This window comes from uncultured Oscillibacter sp. (assembly GCF_910584465.1).
In the GTDB taxonomy this organism is placed as follows: Bacteria; Bacillota; Clostridia; order Oscillospirales; family Oscillospiraceae; genus Oscillibacter.
On sequence record NZ_CAJUBK010000051.1, the window covers coordinates 1 to 16,201 of the forward strand.

Annotated in this window: 9 protein-coding genes and 1 tRNA gene; 3 read left to right on the plus strand and 7 right to left on the minus strand. The window is 63.4% G+C overall.

Features of this window, described 5'->3' with window-relative positions:
- Nucleotides 1-37 precede the first annotated feature (37 nt).
- From QZ332_RS10705 to mnmA, 3 genes are read right to left on the minus strand one after another with little or no spacing between them, the layout of a single operon-like run.
- Nucleotides 38-769, minus strand: coding sequence for a tRNA threonylcarbamoyladenosine dehydratase (locus QZ332_RS10705; protein ID WP_295765160.1), 732 nt, complete (start codon nt 767-769; stop codon nt 38-40).
- Between the two features lie 3 nt (nt 770-772).
- On the minus strand, nt 773-1,147 hold the full coding sequence (locus QZ332_RS10710) for a hypothetical protein (RefSeq protein WP_295765161.1): 375 nt from the start codon (nt 1,145-1,147) through the stop codon (nt 773-775).
- On the minus strand, nt 1,144-2,244 hold the full coding sequence (gene mnmA / locus QZ332_RS10715; RefSeq protein ID WP_295765163.1) for a tRNA 2-thiouridine(34) synthase MnmA: 1,101 nt from the start codon (nt 2,242-2,244) through the stop codon (nt 1,144-1,146). The genes QZ332_RS10710 and mnmA overlap by 4 nt, the downstream gene beginning before the upstream one ends.
- A gap of 805 nt (nt 2,245-3,049) precedes the next feature.
- Here mnmA and QZ332_RS10720 point away from each other — a divergent pair.
- The 3 genes from QZ332_RS10720 to QZ332_RS10730 all read left to right on the plus strand — a co-directional run bounded on the left by QZ332_RS10720 (nt 3,050) and on the right by QZ332_RS10730 (nt 6,247).
- Nucleotides 3,050-3,124 (plus strand) — tRNA-Thr (locus tag QZ332_RS10720).
- Between the two features lie 268 nt (nt 3,125-3,392).
- On the plus strand, nt 3,393-4,628 hold the full coding sequence (locus tag QZ332_RS10725; protein WP_295765165.1) for an extracellular solute-binding protein: 1,236 nt from the start codon (nt 3,393-3,395) through the stop codon (nt 4,626-4,628).
- A 32-nt stretch (nt 4,629-4,660) separates the two neighbouring features.
- Entirely contained in the window at nt 4,661-6,247 is a 1,587-nt protein-coding gene (locus QZ332_RS10730; protein ID WP_295765167.1) for a methyl-accepting chemotaxis protein, read from the plus strand.
- 248 nt (nt 6,248-6,495) lie between these two features.
- Here the strand turns inward: QZ332_RS10730 and QZ332_RS10735 are convergent, their stop codons facing one another.
- The 4 genes from QZ332_RS10735 to QZ332_RS10750 are packed head-to-tail and all read right to left on the minus strand — an operon-like array spanning nt 6,496 to nt 16,119.
- A complete protein-coding gene (locus tag QZ332_RS10735) occupies nt 6,496-8,868 on the minus strand; it encodes an ABC transporter permease (protein WP_295765169.1) in 2,373 nt (790 codons plus the stop codon).
- A gap of 19 nt (nt 8,869-8,887) precedes the next feature.
- Nucleotides 8,888-11,266 carry an ABC transporter permease gene (locus QZ332_RS10740; RefSeq protein WP_295765171.1) on the minus strand — a complete coding sequence of 793 codons (2,379 nt, stop codon included), beginning with the start codon at nt 11,264-11,266 and terminating at the stop codon, nt 8,888-8,890.
- 14 nt (nt 11,267-11,280) lie between these two features.
- A complete protein-coding gene (locus QZ332_RS10745; protein ID WP_295765173.1) occupies nt 11,281-13,683 on the minus strand; it encodes an ABC transporter permease in 2,403 nt (800 codons plus the stop codon).
- 45 nt (nt 13,684-13,728) lie between these two features.
- The gene (locus QZ332_RS10750) at nt 13,729-16,119 is read right to left on the minus strand and encodes an ABC transporter permease (protein WP_295765175.1); all 2,391 of its coding nucleotides are present in this window, start codon (nt 16,117-16,119) and stop codon (nt 13,729-13,731) included.
- Between the last annotated feature and the right edge of the window lie 82 nt (nt 16,120-16,201).

Consider the following 16,201-nt stretch of genomic DNA (forward strand, 5'->3'; position numbering starts at 1 on the left):
GAGGAGCGCCGTGCGCTCCTCCGCCCCTCCGCATCCTTCAGCCTCCCCGCCCCAGGGCCAGGTCCTTGATGACCTCCCCCGCCAGGATCAGCCCCGCCACAGAGGGCACGAAGGCATTGCTCCCCGGCACCTGCCGCCGGAGCTCCCCCGCCAGGGCCTCCTGGTACGAGGCCCCCTTGGGCTCCATAGGCACCTCTTGGGAGTAGACCACCTTCAAATGCCGGACGCCCCGCTTCCTCAGCTCCCTGCGCATCACCCGGGCCAGCGGGCAGACGGAGGTCTCCCAGATGTCCGCCACCCGGAAGGCGGTGGGATCGAGCTTGTTCCCCGCCCCCATGCAGCTGACGATCGGCGTCCCCGCCGCCTGGGCCGCCTGGACCAGGGCCAGCTTGCCGGTGACGGTGTCGATGGCGTCCACCACATAGTCGAACGCGGCGAAGTCGAACTCCCCGGCGGTGTCGGGGCCGTAGAACACCTCATGGACGTTCACCGCGGCCGCGGGGGCGATCTCCAGCACCCGCTCCCGGGCGGCAGCGGCCTTGGACCGGCCCAGCGTCCGATGGGTGGCCAGGATCTGGCGGTTCAGGTTCGTCAGGCCCACCTCATCATGGTCGATCAGGTCCAGCGTCCCCACGCCGCTGCGGGCCAGGGCCTCCACGGCATAGCCCCCCACGCCCCCCAGGCCGAACACCGCCACCCGGGCCTTCGCCAGGCGCTCCATGCCCTCCCGGCCCAGGAGCAGCTCCGTCCTCGAGAATTGGTCCAGCATATCCTATCCCTCGATCCCCTGGATCTCGATCTGCTCCAGGACGTCCTGCCCCCGGCCGGTCAGCGCCATGCTGCCGTGGAGGGGATAGCTCCGATAGGCTCCATAGTCGAAGTTCCCCAGGGGGATGTCATAGTCCACCCGGATCAGGCCCTTCCCCGCCAGGCCCAGGATGGCGGCGCTGTACTCCGCCCCGGGCCGGTCCCGGTCCTCCAGATAGACCGGCGTCTCCCGGTCCAGGCCCGCCGCCGCAGGCAGGAAGGGCGTCTCGCCGAAGCGCCGCAGCAGCGCCAGCTCCGCCTCCGTCAGCAGCAGGGGGCCCCCGCCGCAGCCGCCGCGGCCGCCGCAGCCCCCGCAGTTCCCACAGTCTCCACTGCTCATGTCCATACCTCCTCTCGTCCTCTCGGGACCTCTGTGATGGTCCCCCCTCCTACCACGGTGTCGCCGTCGTAGAACACCGCCGCCTGGCCCGGCGTCACTGCCCGCTGGGGCCGGTCGAAGACCAGGCGGACACGGCCAGGCGCCTCCGGGCGGATCTCGGCGCACTGTTCCCGCTGGCGGGAGCGGGTCTTCGCCCCGACCCGCAAAGGCGCGGACAGCCCCTCCACCGAGATCCAGTTCAGCTCCTCCACCAGGGCCTCCCGGGCGTACAGGGCGCTCTCCGGGCCCACGGTGACGGTGTTCGCCGCCATGTCCTTCCCGCAGACATACACCGGCTCGTCCATGGCCAGGCCCAGCCCCTTCCGCTGGCCCAGGGTATAGCGCACCGCCCCTTTGTGGCGGCCCACCACCCGGCCCTCCAGATCCAGGAAGTCCCCGGGGGGATAGGCCCTGCCGGAGCAGCGCTCCATGAAGGCGACATGATCGCCGTCGGGGACGAAGCAGATGTCCTGGCTGTCGCGCTTCCCCGCATTGACGAGGCCCAGCTCCCCCGCCAGCTCCCGGACCTGCCGCTTCTCCATGCCGCCCAGGGGGAAGCGGACATGGGCCAATTGATACTGGGTCAGGCCATAGAGGAAATAGCTCTGGTCCTTCCCGGCGTCCACGGCCTTTTTCAGCAGCCAGCGGCCGGAAGGCCCGTCCCGCTCCACCCGGGCATAATGGCCGGTGGCGACGGCATGGCACCCCCTGGCCTCTGCGTCCCGGAGCAGGCGGTCGAATTTCAGGGAGCGGTTGCAGTCGATGCAGGGGTTCGGCGTCCCCCCGGCCTCGTAGACCCGGATGAACTTGTCCACCACCTGTGCCTGGAACTCGGCACGGTAGTCCAAGATCTCGAAGGGGATGCCCAGCTGCGCCGCGGCCTGGGCGGCGTCCTCCGCATCCCGGTCCGCGCAGCAGGAGCGGGATGCCCCCGGCCCCGTCTCCCGGCGGAGGCGCATGTTGGCCCCTATGCAGTGCAGGCCCGCCTCCAGCATCCGATACGCCGCCACGGAACTGTCCACACCGCCGCTCATGGCGATCAATACGCGCTCTCCCATCTCATGCACCTCTCCGTCCTCCCCGATCCGGGCCGTTATTTTGCGGTCATCATTATAGTACAGTTTTTGCATTTTGTCACGCGCTATATACGGGGCCCTGCGAGATCCCGCTGGGACAGCCTGCATGATGAAGCCCATACGCCTTCTTTTTTGCAGAAGACGTCCCTTTTTTCAACAAAAAGACCGATCTCCCGGGAGGGATCCGGGGAAAAGATCGGTGGTTTTTGGAACGATGTCACTTTATGTAAACTCATACCTGCCGGTCCCTGCCGTTGAAAAGCGGTCCGCCGGCCTTCCGCGGAGCGGGGATGTCGGGACATGGCCCCGTCCCTAAGGGGAAGTCCCTTGTGGAAAACTCTGTGGAAAGTGTGGATAACTCTTCGTAGACGTCATTTATGGAAAATTTTATGTCAATCTCAGCGGCCGGACCAAGCCGCGGAGCGCAGGTCCCGGGAACGCAGGGAACTGCGGACGGGACCGCGTCTGCGCGCAAAGGGGGCGTCCGGCCGGAGGCCCCCGTTTCCCGGCGGGCGTACCGGGGACCGACAGATCGTCCAAAGGAAAACGCAGGATTTCCTGCGATAATACGAGATGTAATTGCGCGGGCAGGGACCGGCCGGTCCCGCTCGAGGCCCCGCGCTCGAGCGCTCAGGGGAGCCTCCCGGCCGGATCTTCGGGCATACGATGGGGCACGGATGCCCGAAGACGGAAAATCTTGAAAAACGAGGTTGACGGAAGGGAGATCTTATGGTATGATACCAAATGGCCTGAGGGTCGGCTGTCTCCCCGCCCCGGACATGGATAGGCTGATGTGGCTCAATGGCAGAGCATCTCACTCGTAATGAGAAGGTTGTGGGTTCGATTCCCACCATCAGCTCCAGCACAAAGATCCCCATCACCGCTCCGTCCCCGCCTCACGGCGGGGGCGGAACTGCGATGGGGGTCTCTTCGCTTTCGGCCCGGCACCACTCCGGCAGGTCCCAGGCCGAGGAGGACGCGGGGACGGGCCGCCGCCCGGACCGAGGGGCCTCCCCGCTCAGGCGGCAGTTGAAAAAGCCGGGGAAAGATGGTATGATCAGGATGTCTTCACGCGGCGATATCCCGGGCCGTCCCGCGCGGCCCCAAACCCACCGGAGAGGTATGACAGTATGAAACGTGCGATCGCTTTTTTCCTCGTGCCCTTGGGGATCCTGCTGGGATCCGCCGCCTGCGGGAAACAGCCGGCGCCGGCCGGCGGACCGGCCCCGGGAAGGCAGACGGTAGCGCTCACCGTCTGGGGGGCCGAGGAGGATATGGAGCTGCTCCAGGAACTGACCGGCTCCTTCCGGTCCCGCTATGCCGCCGAGGCCGATCTCCAGATCGTCTGCCAGCCCCAGAGCGAGTCCAACTGCAAGGACGCCCTCCTGGCGGATCTGGAAGCGGGCGCGGACGTGTTCACCTTCGCGGACGACCAGGTCGCCGCCCTGGCCGCCGCCGGGGCGCTGGACCCCATCGCAGACGACGCGTCCATCCGGGAGACGGACCTCTCCGCGGCGGTCGAGGCCGCCAGCGTGGGCGGGACGCTGTACGCCTACCCCCTGACCGCGGACAACGGCTACTTCCTCTACTATGATACCGACTATCTCTCGGAGAGAGACGTCGAGACCATGGACCGGCTCTTGGCGGCGGCGGCGGACGCCGGGCGGCTGTTCGCCATGGATTGGAGCTCCGCATGGTACGTTTACGCCTTCTTCGGCAACACCGGGCTGGAGGTCGGGCTGAACGACGACGGCCTGACCAACCGCTGCACCTGGAACAGCACGGACGGCCCCATCACGGGGGTGGACGTGGCCCAGGCGATGCAGGACATCGCCGCCAGCCCGGGCTTCTCCTCCCGGACGGACACGGAGTTCCTGGCGGGCGTGCGGGACGGCTCCGTCATCGCCGGCGTCAGCGGCGTGTGGAACGCGGTGGCCGTCCAGGAGGCATGGGCCGGACACGCCGGCGCGGCCAAGCTCCCCACCTTCACCTGCGGCGGGCAGCAGGTGCAGATGGCCTCCTTTTCCGGCTGCAAGCTCATCGGCGTGAACGCCTATTCCAAGCATCCGGAGTGGGCCGCGCGGCTGGCCCAGTGGATCACCAGCGAGGAGAGCCAGCGCCTGCGCTTCGAGCGGCGGGGCCAGGGGCCCTCGGACCGCTCCGCCGCCGCCTCCCCGGAGGTGCAGGGCTCCGCGGCCATCGCGGCGCTGCTGGCACAGTCGGAGTTTTCCCAGATCCAGCGGGTGGGGGGCAACTTCTGGGCGCCGGTGGAGGAGTTCTCTTCCGGCATCGCCCGGGGAGAGAGCGCCGGCATGTCCCTGCAGGCCCGGCTGGACCGCATGGTGGAGGGAGTGACGGCGCGGTGAAGGCAGCTACGAAGACAGACGGAGGCAGGCATATGAAAAAGAAGCTCACCTTGCAGCAGCGCTTGATCTTACCCATCGTCCTCCTGGGATCCGTGACGCTTTTGTCCAACCTCCTGGCGGTGTTCAGCATCCATAACGTCCACGCCAGCGCCGGGACCATCGTGGATGAATATATGGTCAGCGAGGCCCGGCTGGAGGAGATCCGCCGCTCGATGATGGACCTCCACCGCCTGGCCCTGTCCCACATCGTGGCGGCGGACCACAGCACCATGATCCGCCTGGTGCAGGAGATCAAGGCGGAGGAGGCCGCGCTGGACGAGCAGCTGGCCTCTTACGAGGGCTTCGTGGCGGCGGACGACGAGGGGGCCTACCGCGGCCTGCTGGAGGACTACGACACCTTCAAGCATACGCTGGTGGGCCTGGTCTGCGCCAGCGCCGACAGCAAGACCCAGGACGCCTACGCCATGGCCAACGGCGGCGTGGCCTCCTGCAGCGCCGCCGTGGAGGCCGGGATCGACGCCCTCTCCGCCTCTGTCAGCGCCCAGGCGGAGGGGGCCCGGGACCGCCTCCTCGTGGTCTATGCCGTCTCGCTGGTCACCAGCGCCGCGGCCCTGGCCATCGGCGTCTTCCTGGTCTGGGCGGCCCTGCGGATCATCCGGGCCTACGTCATCGCGCCCATCCAGGGCGCGATGAGCACCCTGCAGGACAGCTCCGAACGGCTCGGCAATGTGGTCCGGGAGATCCGCGGACATACCAAGACCTCCAGCGGCAGCGCCCGGAGGCTCTCCGATCTGACGGAGCAGCTGTCCGCCGCCCTGGAGAAGATCTCCCAAAACACCGCCGCCATCACCGCCAGCGCCTCCGGCACCCAGGACGACGCCATGCGCGTGGCGGACGCCTGCGCCGCCCTCAACCGCTACTCCGTGGAGATGCGGGGACGCTCGGAGGAGATGGAGCAGTCCGCCCGGTCGGAGATGGAAGTGGTGCGCGGCAGGACGGAGGAGATCATGGCCATCCTGGACGAGGCGATCGAGCAGAGCCGGAACGTGGATAAGATCAGCATCCTGACCCAGGACATCCTGTCCATCTCCTCCTCCACGGACCTGATCGCCATCAACGCCTCCGTCGAGGCGGCCCGGGCCGGGGCGGCGGGGAAAGGCTTCGCCGTGGTGGCCCAGGAGATCCGCCGCCTGGCGGACGCCTGTACGGAGGCCGCCAGCCATATCCAGGAAGTCAGCGGGAGCGTGACCGGCGCGGTAAACTATCTCTCCAGCAGCGCCCGGGAGCTGGCGGACTACCTGGGGCGGGCCATCGAGACCCAGCTGGACCGGTCCGTTCGGTCCGGGCAGCAATACCGGGAGGACGCCGCTTACATCCAGCGGTCCATCGAGACCTTCAACCACCAGGCGGACGGCCTCCGGGCGGCCATGGAGGAGGTCGCCGGCTCGATCTCCTCGATCTCCGGCGCGGTGGACGGCGCGGTCACGGACGTCACCGGCGTGGCGAACAGCACCCATGTCCTGGTGGACGACCTGGCGGGCATCGTCGGCGGGATGGATACGAACCAGGAGATCGCGGGCGAGCTGCAGCGCCAGGTGGAGGTCCTGGCAGATCTTTGAGGGCGCCCTCCATGAAAACGAAAGGGACCCTTCCCGGGTCCCTCTCGCAGCTCTCTTCCTTCCCGTCGAGGGAGCCTCCCTCCCTCTTTTGACGCTCTGAGACCGCCCTCCCGCGATGGAGGGCGGTCTTCCTATACGCGCAGGAGGGACGGAGGCGTCCTCCGCCGCCCGGGGCCCGGCAGGGCAGGCCCTCCCCTCACAGCGGGCCGGAGCTCCCCGGGGAGGGCGGGCCGTCCCCCGCCGGCGGGCTATCCCGCCTCCCGCAGCTGCTCGACCGGGGACTTCGCCGCCTGCCTGCCGGCCGTCCAGGCGGACAGGAGGGCTCCCAGGCCGAACAAGACCAGGAAGAACGCACCCATTTCCAAGAGCGGGAATCGATACGGCACGATCTCTCCGGCGAAGGACCGCCTGCTGACCTCCCGGCACACCAGGACCGCGATCGGGAGCCCGACCAGCAGAGCAGTCAACGCGGCGAAGGCCGTATAGCAAAGCCCCTCGCAGACGTTCATCCGGCACAGCTGCTTCCCGGTCAGGCCGACGCAGCGCAGGATGCCGTCCTCCCGTTCCCGGGACATCTGGTTGGAGAGGGTCGTATCGATCAGATCGACCACGCCAAAGAGGAAGATCAGCCAGGAGAGCGCCCGCAGCCCGCCGAAAATGACGGCGCTCTGCATCTCCTCATACTCGATATGGGCCCCGATGGTATCCAGCCCCAGATCGCTGCGGCCGGACAGGATCTCCTGCAGCCCGCTTTCCACGCGCTCCGCTTTTTTCGGATCGCTGACGATGCTCCAGGAGTAGCCGAAGTCCTCGATCTCGGGATGAAGCTCCCGGAACAGCGCCTCCGGAGCGAACAGGGCCGCCGAATCCATGCCCAGCGCGCCGTGTCCGTTCATCATCCTGGCCGGGTCGAACAGGCCGGATATGGTGACGGTCACGGTCTCCCGGCCCAGGGACAGTCCCATGACCGCCCCGACATCCATCCCGTCACCGTCCTTGTGATAGCTTGCGGCCAGGAGGACGCTGTGAGCGTCCTCCGGCATGGCGCCGGACACCAGCGCGGCCTCCACATCCGGGCGGTCCGCCTCCGTCAGCATATCGCACATACCCGCCAAGTCGCTTGCGGAAGCGCCAAACCTCGCGTGCAGGGACCGGCGGGTGACCAGCACATCCCTCACCCCGTCCACAGAAAGGATCTCCCGGCGCAGCCCGTCATCCAGCGGACCGCCCGCGGCCATGAGCTCCTCCTCCGGCCGCTCCGAGGACAGGTAGATCTTATAGTCCCCGTCCGGGAAGGACCGCCTCGCGGCCTGCTCCGGCGACCGGGTCAACGCCACGGAGGACACGGTCAAAAGCAGGATGCCGCCCAGGCTGAGGGAGGCGGCGATGCCGGCCGCTTTCCTGCGGTCCCGCCGGAAGTTCGCCAGCCCCATGGACAGCGGGGTGAGCCGGACGCGCCCCCTCCGGCCGCGGATCCGCCCCGTGCCGGCGGAGAAGCGCACCGCCTCCAGCGGGGAGATGCCGGCGGCGATCTTCACCGGCCCGCGGACGGAGGCGGCCACCATGGACCGGCAGGCCAGAGCCGTCAGGAGCGCGGCCAGCCCATAGGAGGGCCCGTCGAAGCCCTTTGGGAACAGGAGCAGACCGCCGGCGATGCCCAGCAGCACGCCAAGCGAGATGCCGATGCCGCCCAGCAGCCGGCTCTCCCTTTTCACGATGCGCCGGAGCTGCCGCGGCGTCGCCCCGATGGTGCGCAGCTGCCCGTAGCTCCGGATCTTATCCTGGACGGAGATCCGGAAGATGCTCTGGATGACCACATAGCCGCCGGTCAGCGCGAAGGCCGCGACGCCGCCGGCGGCGGCGAAGTCCATGGACCTGGAGCGATCGGCAAAGTAGCGGCTGTTCATCCCCACATGGGGGAAGCCATACTGCGCGGCGATCTCCCGGCAGCGGGCGGTCATGGCCTCCTGGCTCAGCTGTCCATCGTTTTGGAAATGCACATAGGCGCGGTATCCGGCGGGGTCGTACCCGGCCCACCGGGTCAAGGCCGCCTCGGAAACGGCAATGGCGCAGGTATCCCCCTCCTGTCCTCCCACGTTGGACAGGATGCCGGTGACGGTATAGCCGCCATGAAAGCTCTCGGTGTCCAGTCGGACCGTCCCGCCGATCTCAGCGCCCTGGCCGTAAGCCGAGAGGAACGATCTGCTGACCGCGACCTCATCCGCCTGCACCGGGAGCCCTCCCTTCACCAGCTCCATCTGGCTGCGGGCGATATGGATCATGTCGCTGTCACAGTATACATAGGAGGCGTCATATCCCCGCTCCGAACGCTCCTGCCCCAGCAGATAGTATCCGCCCACCCGGGCAAGCTCCGGCAGGTCTCTCAGCGCCGCCACATCGGACGCCTCCACGCCGGTGAACACCGCCTCGTAGGTATCGGCCACCTGATCGCGCCGAATCTGCGCCACGGACGCGGACAGGATCGCCGCAAAGCAGATCAGGAACGCCGCCAGGGCCACGGCGATCACCACCATCAGGTCCCGGCGCTTCTCGCCGGCAAGGCTCCGTTCCGCCAGCTTCTTCACAATGGCGCCGGTATCGTTCTCAAAGGGCCAGGTCATCATGTTCACTCCCTCGTATCTACGACGATCCCCGTATCTGCTCCACCAGCGGCTGACTGCACAGCTGCCTGATCGTAACAAATGAAAAAGCGGTCTGAACGACAAGCATCAGAGAGAAAAAGCCTGTCATTTCCCAGGCCGGGAAATGATAACTCACCTCGCCAAAAACGCTCATCGCACTGAATACTCTGCACATGAGCACGCCGAAGATCGTCCCAAAAGAGATGGAGAGCGTAAACGCGCCCACAATATAGAGCAGGCCCTCGGTCAGCAGCATCCTTGAAACCTGACGGCGGCCCATCCCCACGGCCTGCAATACGCCTAATTCCCGTTTGCGGGCCAGCACATCCGTGACAAGTGTGTTCAACAGGTTGAGCGCACCGAATACGCCGATAAACAAAACAAACAGATAGACCGGAGTGCGGTAACTCGATAATAAGCCCTCATAGTTTTCCACCCAGTCGTTCAGCGTGGTCACATATGCCCGCGCGTTTGTCGGAAGACATTTCCTCACTTCCTCGCGCACCTGCTCCCGATCGCTGTCCGCCGTGTCAAGGAGTACCTGATAATTCAAGTTTTCGACCGGTATCAGCGCGGACAGCGTTTCCAAGGGCATATATAGTAACTCATAGCCGCCATACGGGATACTTTCATCGACGATCCCCATAACGGTGACTTCCTTGCGCTCTCCAGTCCCGGCTTGGATCGTAAGCTTGTCCCCGATGGATACTTCCCAGTCGAACAGGTCTGTCAACTGCTCTGACCGCTTTACGACAACACCGTTGTTTTCAGTCAGTTCCCGCAGATCGGCCGTTCCCGCGATCAGATATCCTTCTAAAAGGGCCTGCCGGTCTGCTGAAAAGGCGTCTGCCAGAAAAGGGTCTTCATATCCTGTCGGAGTGATCACATTCAAGACGGTCCCGCTATATACCCGCATCTCCTTTACGCCGTCGATCGCCGCAAGCCGCGCCACGAGATCGGGCGACAGCGGATCTTCTCTTTGAAGTTCGACAAATCCCTCGCTGCTATGGGACTGTGGACCATAGTCGCCAAGTTCGATACGGACCTGGCCGTATGGGAACACCCCGCGCGCTACATTTACCGGGTCTATCGAGTTGAAATAGGCGGAGCTCGCCATGAGCAGGATGCCACATATGCCCAAAGAGGCGATCGTTAAGATCGTCTTCTTCTTATCACGGGAAAGATCGATCAAAGCCAATCTGGTGCCGGATAAAGAACGGCTCAATTTTTTTGTGCTTTTGGCGATCACCTCTTCATCCCCGGCAGGATATCGGATGGCTTCGATCGGCGTGACCTTTGATGCAAGTTTGGCAGGACGACTGACGGTCAGCATGATGCACAGATACAGGAGCGCCGCGACCAGGGCTCCCACGATCAGCACCATATCGACGGCCCATCCGCTTGGAACAAGGAGATAGCCCGCGGCCGCTCCAAGGATAAGACCTATGGGGATCCCTATCTTGGATAAACTGCGTCCTTCTTTCATCACGATCCGCTTGACCTGCCGCGCTGTCGTGCCGATCGTCCGCAGCCTGCCATACTCGTTCGTTTTCTTGATGATCGAGACAAAGAACAGGCTATATATCACGAGTGCACAGGCCAGTATCACGATCAAGATCACGAATAGGACCGCAGTCATGTATTCAAGGCTCCTCTGCCGGATCAGGGAAAAATAATAGCCGGAAAAGTCAACATCCTTCGTCTCGATCCCCCATCCTCCGGCCAGGTCTTGGATACAGGCTTTGATGCTCTCTTCCGGCAGGCCGTCTGTCCCTCGTACGTTGATGTATGCGCTGTATAAAGGGCTTTCCGTGTTTTCCTTGATCAATGCGGGGGTCACAAAGATGGAATCGTTTGGATCGGAAACCGGCAGTATCCCGCATACCGTATACCGCTGCCGGGTGCCGGTCAGCGTCAATGGGATCGTGTCGCCAACCTGGACGGTCAGGCCCTCTCGATCCAAAAGAGCCTGCGTGATGGCTACCTCGTTCTCTGTTTCCGGCAATCTGCCGTTCAAAGCAGGATATTTCGCCAACTGGATCAAGTTTTCGTCTATGGAACGCACCGTGACCTTGTATCCTCCATAGTCGAACATACCCATCAAATAGCTGAACCCCGCCAAGACCCGGCCGTCATCCCGGATGGTACGGGCCGTTTCATCATCAAGACCGTTGATATTGGCCTGATACATCCCGGCCGCATGATCCCGGGAAGCCCGCTGCGTGCCAACGGCGTACCATGTCACTGCCATGATCAGGCAGGCAGCAAAGGCAATCGTTATCACGATCAGGATATTTCGGGTCTTATCCGCTTTCAGGTTCCTGTTCGCCAGCTTCTTCACAATGGCGCCGGTATCGTTCTCAAAGGGCCAGGTCATACTCTACCTCCAAATTAAACGCGCAGCTGCTCTATCAGAGACAGTTTGTTTTGATGCTTCAGTGCGGCCCAGGTCACAGTAAGCGCGGACAAAATAACAAGTGTACCGTAAGCTAAGGCGATCTCAGAGGGGAAACGATAGTGCAGGTAAACCATCAGCCCACTTTTCAAATGAGAACACAGGGCAGCTCCAACGCCGCCGCCAATCAGCACGGAGAAAAACAGCCCTATCCCTGAAGTCATCAGGCTTTCACAGCGCACCATAGAAGATAGCTGCTTTTGGGACATTCCCACGCATCGCATCAGAGCAAACTCTTTCCGGCGGGTAATCACGCTGGTGAGGATCGTATTGACCAGATTCATCATGGCAAAGCAGCCGATGAAAGCGACAACGACGGTCAGAACCAACTTCATCCCCTGTATAAAGTTTTCGTTCTGAGCAATGGCGGCGGATAGCGACGTCACGCTGAGGCCAGTAGCTTCCTTCAAAATCTGGTCGATCTCAGCCTCGGCCTGTGCCTCCCTATCATCGGAGACACGAAGCGCGAGCTGGTACATGGTGTCGCAGGACACAAGATCATTCATAACATCCACCGGAAGCATCAGCATATCAATTTTATCGCTGTTGCCGCCAATTTTTCTCTGATCAAGCACAGCGCCAACTGTAAAACTTCTTTGATAGCTGTCACTCCCATCAAAAATCGTTAGTGCGAGTGTTTGCCCGGCCTCTGCCCGAATCCCATAGTCTCGTTCCAGAGAATCGGGACGGCCGACAATCAACTGGTTTTGTTCCACCAGGGCGTTATATTCCAGATCGGCCTGGCTGCTCCGGCAAGCGCGTATTAAATCCATATCCTCACGGTTGAAGCCAACGATCGAGATTTCGGATTCCGCCGCCTCTGACGCAAAAGCCGCCGGGAGATAGTGATATTCTGCCATCGCTTCCAGACCCGAAACCATGCGCAGAGAATTTTTCAAACTGTCTGCAAAAGGTGCGGAAGCCTGCACCTGCTCCAGCGGGTCATTCCGCAGCCGCTCGTCACTGATGTTGATGATAAACTGGCCCCTGGGGAAACCTGACAGGGACATATCCCTTGCGTTGATGGAGGAAAGCACCGATGACAGCCCCATAAGCAGGACGCCGGTAAGAACCAGTGACAGGACGGTCAGCACATTCTTTTTCCGGTTGGTGGAAATATGCTTTTTTGCCAGCATAACCGGTGAGATCTTCTCCAGCAGCCTTGCCTGCCGCTTTTTTCCGCTCTGCTGTCCCATATAGCGGGAGGCGTCTATGGGGGATACGGACGCGGCGAGTCTGGCGGGCTTTCGGAGGGAGAGCCTCACCGTCAGATAGATCAGGACGATCACCATAGGCCATACCCACAGCAGGCTGGCGGGCCGGAACCCTTGCGGGATCAGCAGACAGGAGAATATGGTTCCTGCCGCCAGACCGATGGGGATAGCTGTTGCTGACAGCGTAAAGCCCTCACGAAATACCATCCGTTTGATTTGCCGGCCTGTCATGCCAATCGTCCGTAATTGCCCATACTCCTTGATGGAGTTGACGATGGCAATGTAGAAGATGCAGTAGATCACCAGGATACAGGCCACGATGACCACCGCCAATCCAGCCGCCGCCGTCCCAATCAGGAAAAGAGACGGTTTTGACAGGTTGATGTACGCCTCGTTGAAGGATGGGATTTTTCTGATCCCCGCGTGGTCAAGCATTTCCACTACCAGCTTTTCAATTTCCGCTTTAGAAGCGGCCGTTCCGGTGTTTACCCGGACCATGGCAGATGGAGAAAATGCGTCCCAGCCGCCTCGGGCTAAAAAATACTGCTCAGAGACGATCCCCGCGTACAAGGATCTGCCGGTTCCAGAAGCTGCTGTCTCCAGGTACCCGCAAATCGAAAATACCGTTTCATCCTGTGTGCCGGGCATAGCAATCGAAATGCTGTCACCAATTCCTGCATCCAACTCCAGATAGTCCAAATAGTCTTTTTCAACGAGTATTTCGTGTTCCGACTCCGGCATCCGTCCATCAGATACCGTCAGGCCGTTCAGCGTGAGGGCATCGGCGTTGGAGTATGAGAGATTCAGCCTCCCATTTCCAGCTTTGATACTCCCCATTGAAACAGTCAGACCGGTCAGCACAGACTCTTCTTCTGCCTGAAGGCGCTCAAACTCTTCCTGACTAACGCCGGAAATAAGCGCATGGTAAGAGCCTGTCACGCTGTTTCCACCGCTTCTGTTTACTGCTGCGATACCTGAAATCAACAGCAGCACCGCAGACATGAGCATGGCAGCTAATGCGATTGCAAAGATTGAAATTCTTTTTTGAAGCTTGCCGTACTTCAATTTGGCAGATGCTATTTTATGGATCACCGCGCCGGTGTCGTTCTCAAAAGGCCAGGTCATGGCCCCATCCCTCCTTTGACCGTGACCGCTTCGTTCCAGGCGGGGTCAGTCCGCCGCCTTGATCCGCTCCACCAGGGGGCGCCTGCGGATATAGCGGACCGCGCAGACGGAGAACACCGCCTGCACCAGGAGCAGCGCCGCCGCGAACAGCAGCACCGAGAGCACCGGGAAATGATAGGTGAGCTTCCCGAACGTCCCGATCGAATCGAAGGCCCGGCACATGGCCAGGCTGCACGGCGTCCCCAGCGTCAAGGTGGCCAGCAGGGCGATCCCCACATAGTACAGGCACTCGAAGGACAGCATCCCGGACAGCTGCCGGCCGCTCATGCCCACGGACTGGAACACGCCGAGCTCCTGCTGGCGGGCGAGGAGGTCGGTGATCAGGGTATTGGCCAGGTTGATCAGGGAGAACACGAAGACGAAGACCAGGATGCCGTAGTCCCGTTCCAGCTCCTTCCGCAGGCCGCGCTCCAATCCGGACGCCAGGTCGTCCAGGCCGGAGACCGCCACCCGCTGGTCGGAGACGGTGCGGAACACCGCCTGCCGCAGCCGATCGCTGTCCTGCTCCGTGTGGATGTTCACATAGCCGGTATGATCCGAGATCTCCGGATAAAGGACGGACAGCTCCGCTTCAGGCAGGATGAAGAAATGCGACGAGCAGCCGATCGGGACATCCCGGACGATGCCCATCACCGTATAGGTCTTCGTCCGCCCGTTGTAGCAGGAGACCGTGACGGTGTCCCCGACCCGGTAGCCGGTCCGATAGATCTCCTCCAGCGCGCTGCCCGCCGGGCAGACCAGGATGCCGTCCCCGTCCAGGAGCTGCCGGTAGTCAGCGGTCCCGTCCAGCACCGCATCGCCCGCGTACATCTCCGCCATATCCGCCTCGGAGATCCCGCGGAGGATGAACGGCTCATGCTCGCGGTTGCCCGGGATGGCGCTGATGGCGGGGATCTCCACGCAGGTCAGGCTGTACGCCGTGACATCGTCCACGCCGGGGAGGGCGGCGAGCTCGTCCCGCAGCGCCTGGCCCAGGGGGTTCTCCTCCTGCATCTCCACGAACTCCCGGCCCGCGAAATCCTCGAATTGCAGCAGGTACTGGCTCCGGTCCCCGAATTGGGACTGGGCCATCTCGTTTATGTCCACCGAGCCCGCGTAGGCGGAGACGCACAGCAGGAGGATCCCGGTCAGGCTCAGGGAGAGGGACGTGACGAACGCCTTCTTCCGGTTCCGGGAAAAGTTCAGCAGGGCCAGGCGGGGCATGGTCAGGCGGCGGGGCCGCCTGGAGGGGGCCCCGCCCGGCTGCCGGGGATAGGCGGAGGCGCGGACGGCCTCGATGGCGGAGACCTTCCCCGCCATCGCCATGGGCTTCCCGGTGGCGATCAGCACGGTGCCATAGGCCAGCAGGGAGACCGCCGCCGCGGACCGGATATTGTCCCCCCAGGACCAGGAGCCGGGCGCGGCGATCCGCGCGATGACCGCGGCGCAGACCAGCCCAAGGGGGATGGCGATGACGGTCAGGAAGCGCCGCTCCCGTTTCACGACGCGCTTGAGCTGCTTCGGCGTGGTCCCCAGCACCTTCAGCCGGCCGTATCCCCGCATCTTCCCCATCACGGAGATGTAGAAGATGTTGTAGATCACGATGGCGCAGACCGCGGCGATCAGGACCGCCGCGGCATAGATCTCCATCCCGTCCCCCAGATAGATGTCCACCATGCCGAAATAATTGGAGCTGTAAAAGGTCCGGTCCTCCGGGACGCCCATTTCGGAAAAGAACCGCTCGATGTCCGCCCGGAGCCGGGCCGGCTCCATCCCCTGGCTCCCGGCGAAGCGGAACCGCAGCTCATAGAGGACCTCGCGGCCCTCCGCGCCCAGGGCGGCCTCCGGGATCCAGACCGTGAAGATCCGGCTGTCGTTCTCCGTTTCCAGGATGCCTGTGACCGTGTAGGGCCTCTCCCCCTCCCCCAGGTCCAGGACCACCGTCTGGCCGGCCTCCTCCGGCAGGCCGAAATAGCGGAAGAAGGACCGCTCCACGCACAGCTCGCCCTCCTCCTGGGGATAGGTCCCGTCGATCTCGCCGTAGCCCATCAGGTCGATCATCTCCGGGCTGACGAAGTGGATGTCCAAAACGCTGTCCCCGCAGCGGACGGTCCCCGCCCCGGCGGTGCGGCCCCATTTTTCGAACCTCCCGGCCTCCGCCAGCCGGTCGACCTCTTCCCGGGTCAGCCCGGCGCACCCCGCCTGATACTGCCCCAGGATCTCGTCCAGGGTCTCCATCCGCTGTGCGGAGTAGAGGAAGCAGAGGGTCCCCATGAGGCAGACGGCCAGAGCGATGGTCAGGATGACGAAAACGCTCCGCCGCTTGTCGGCCTCGATGCTGCGTCTGGCCAGCCGCCGCTCCACCGCGCCGGTGTCGTTCTCAAACGGCCAAGTCATCGCTGCCACCTCCCTCACCCACGATCCTGCCGTCCTCGATCCGCACGATGCGGTCGGCCAGCTGGGCGATCTCGTTGTTGTG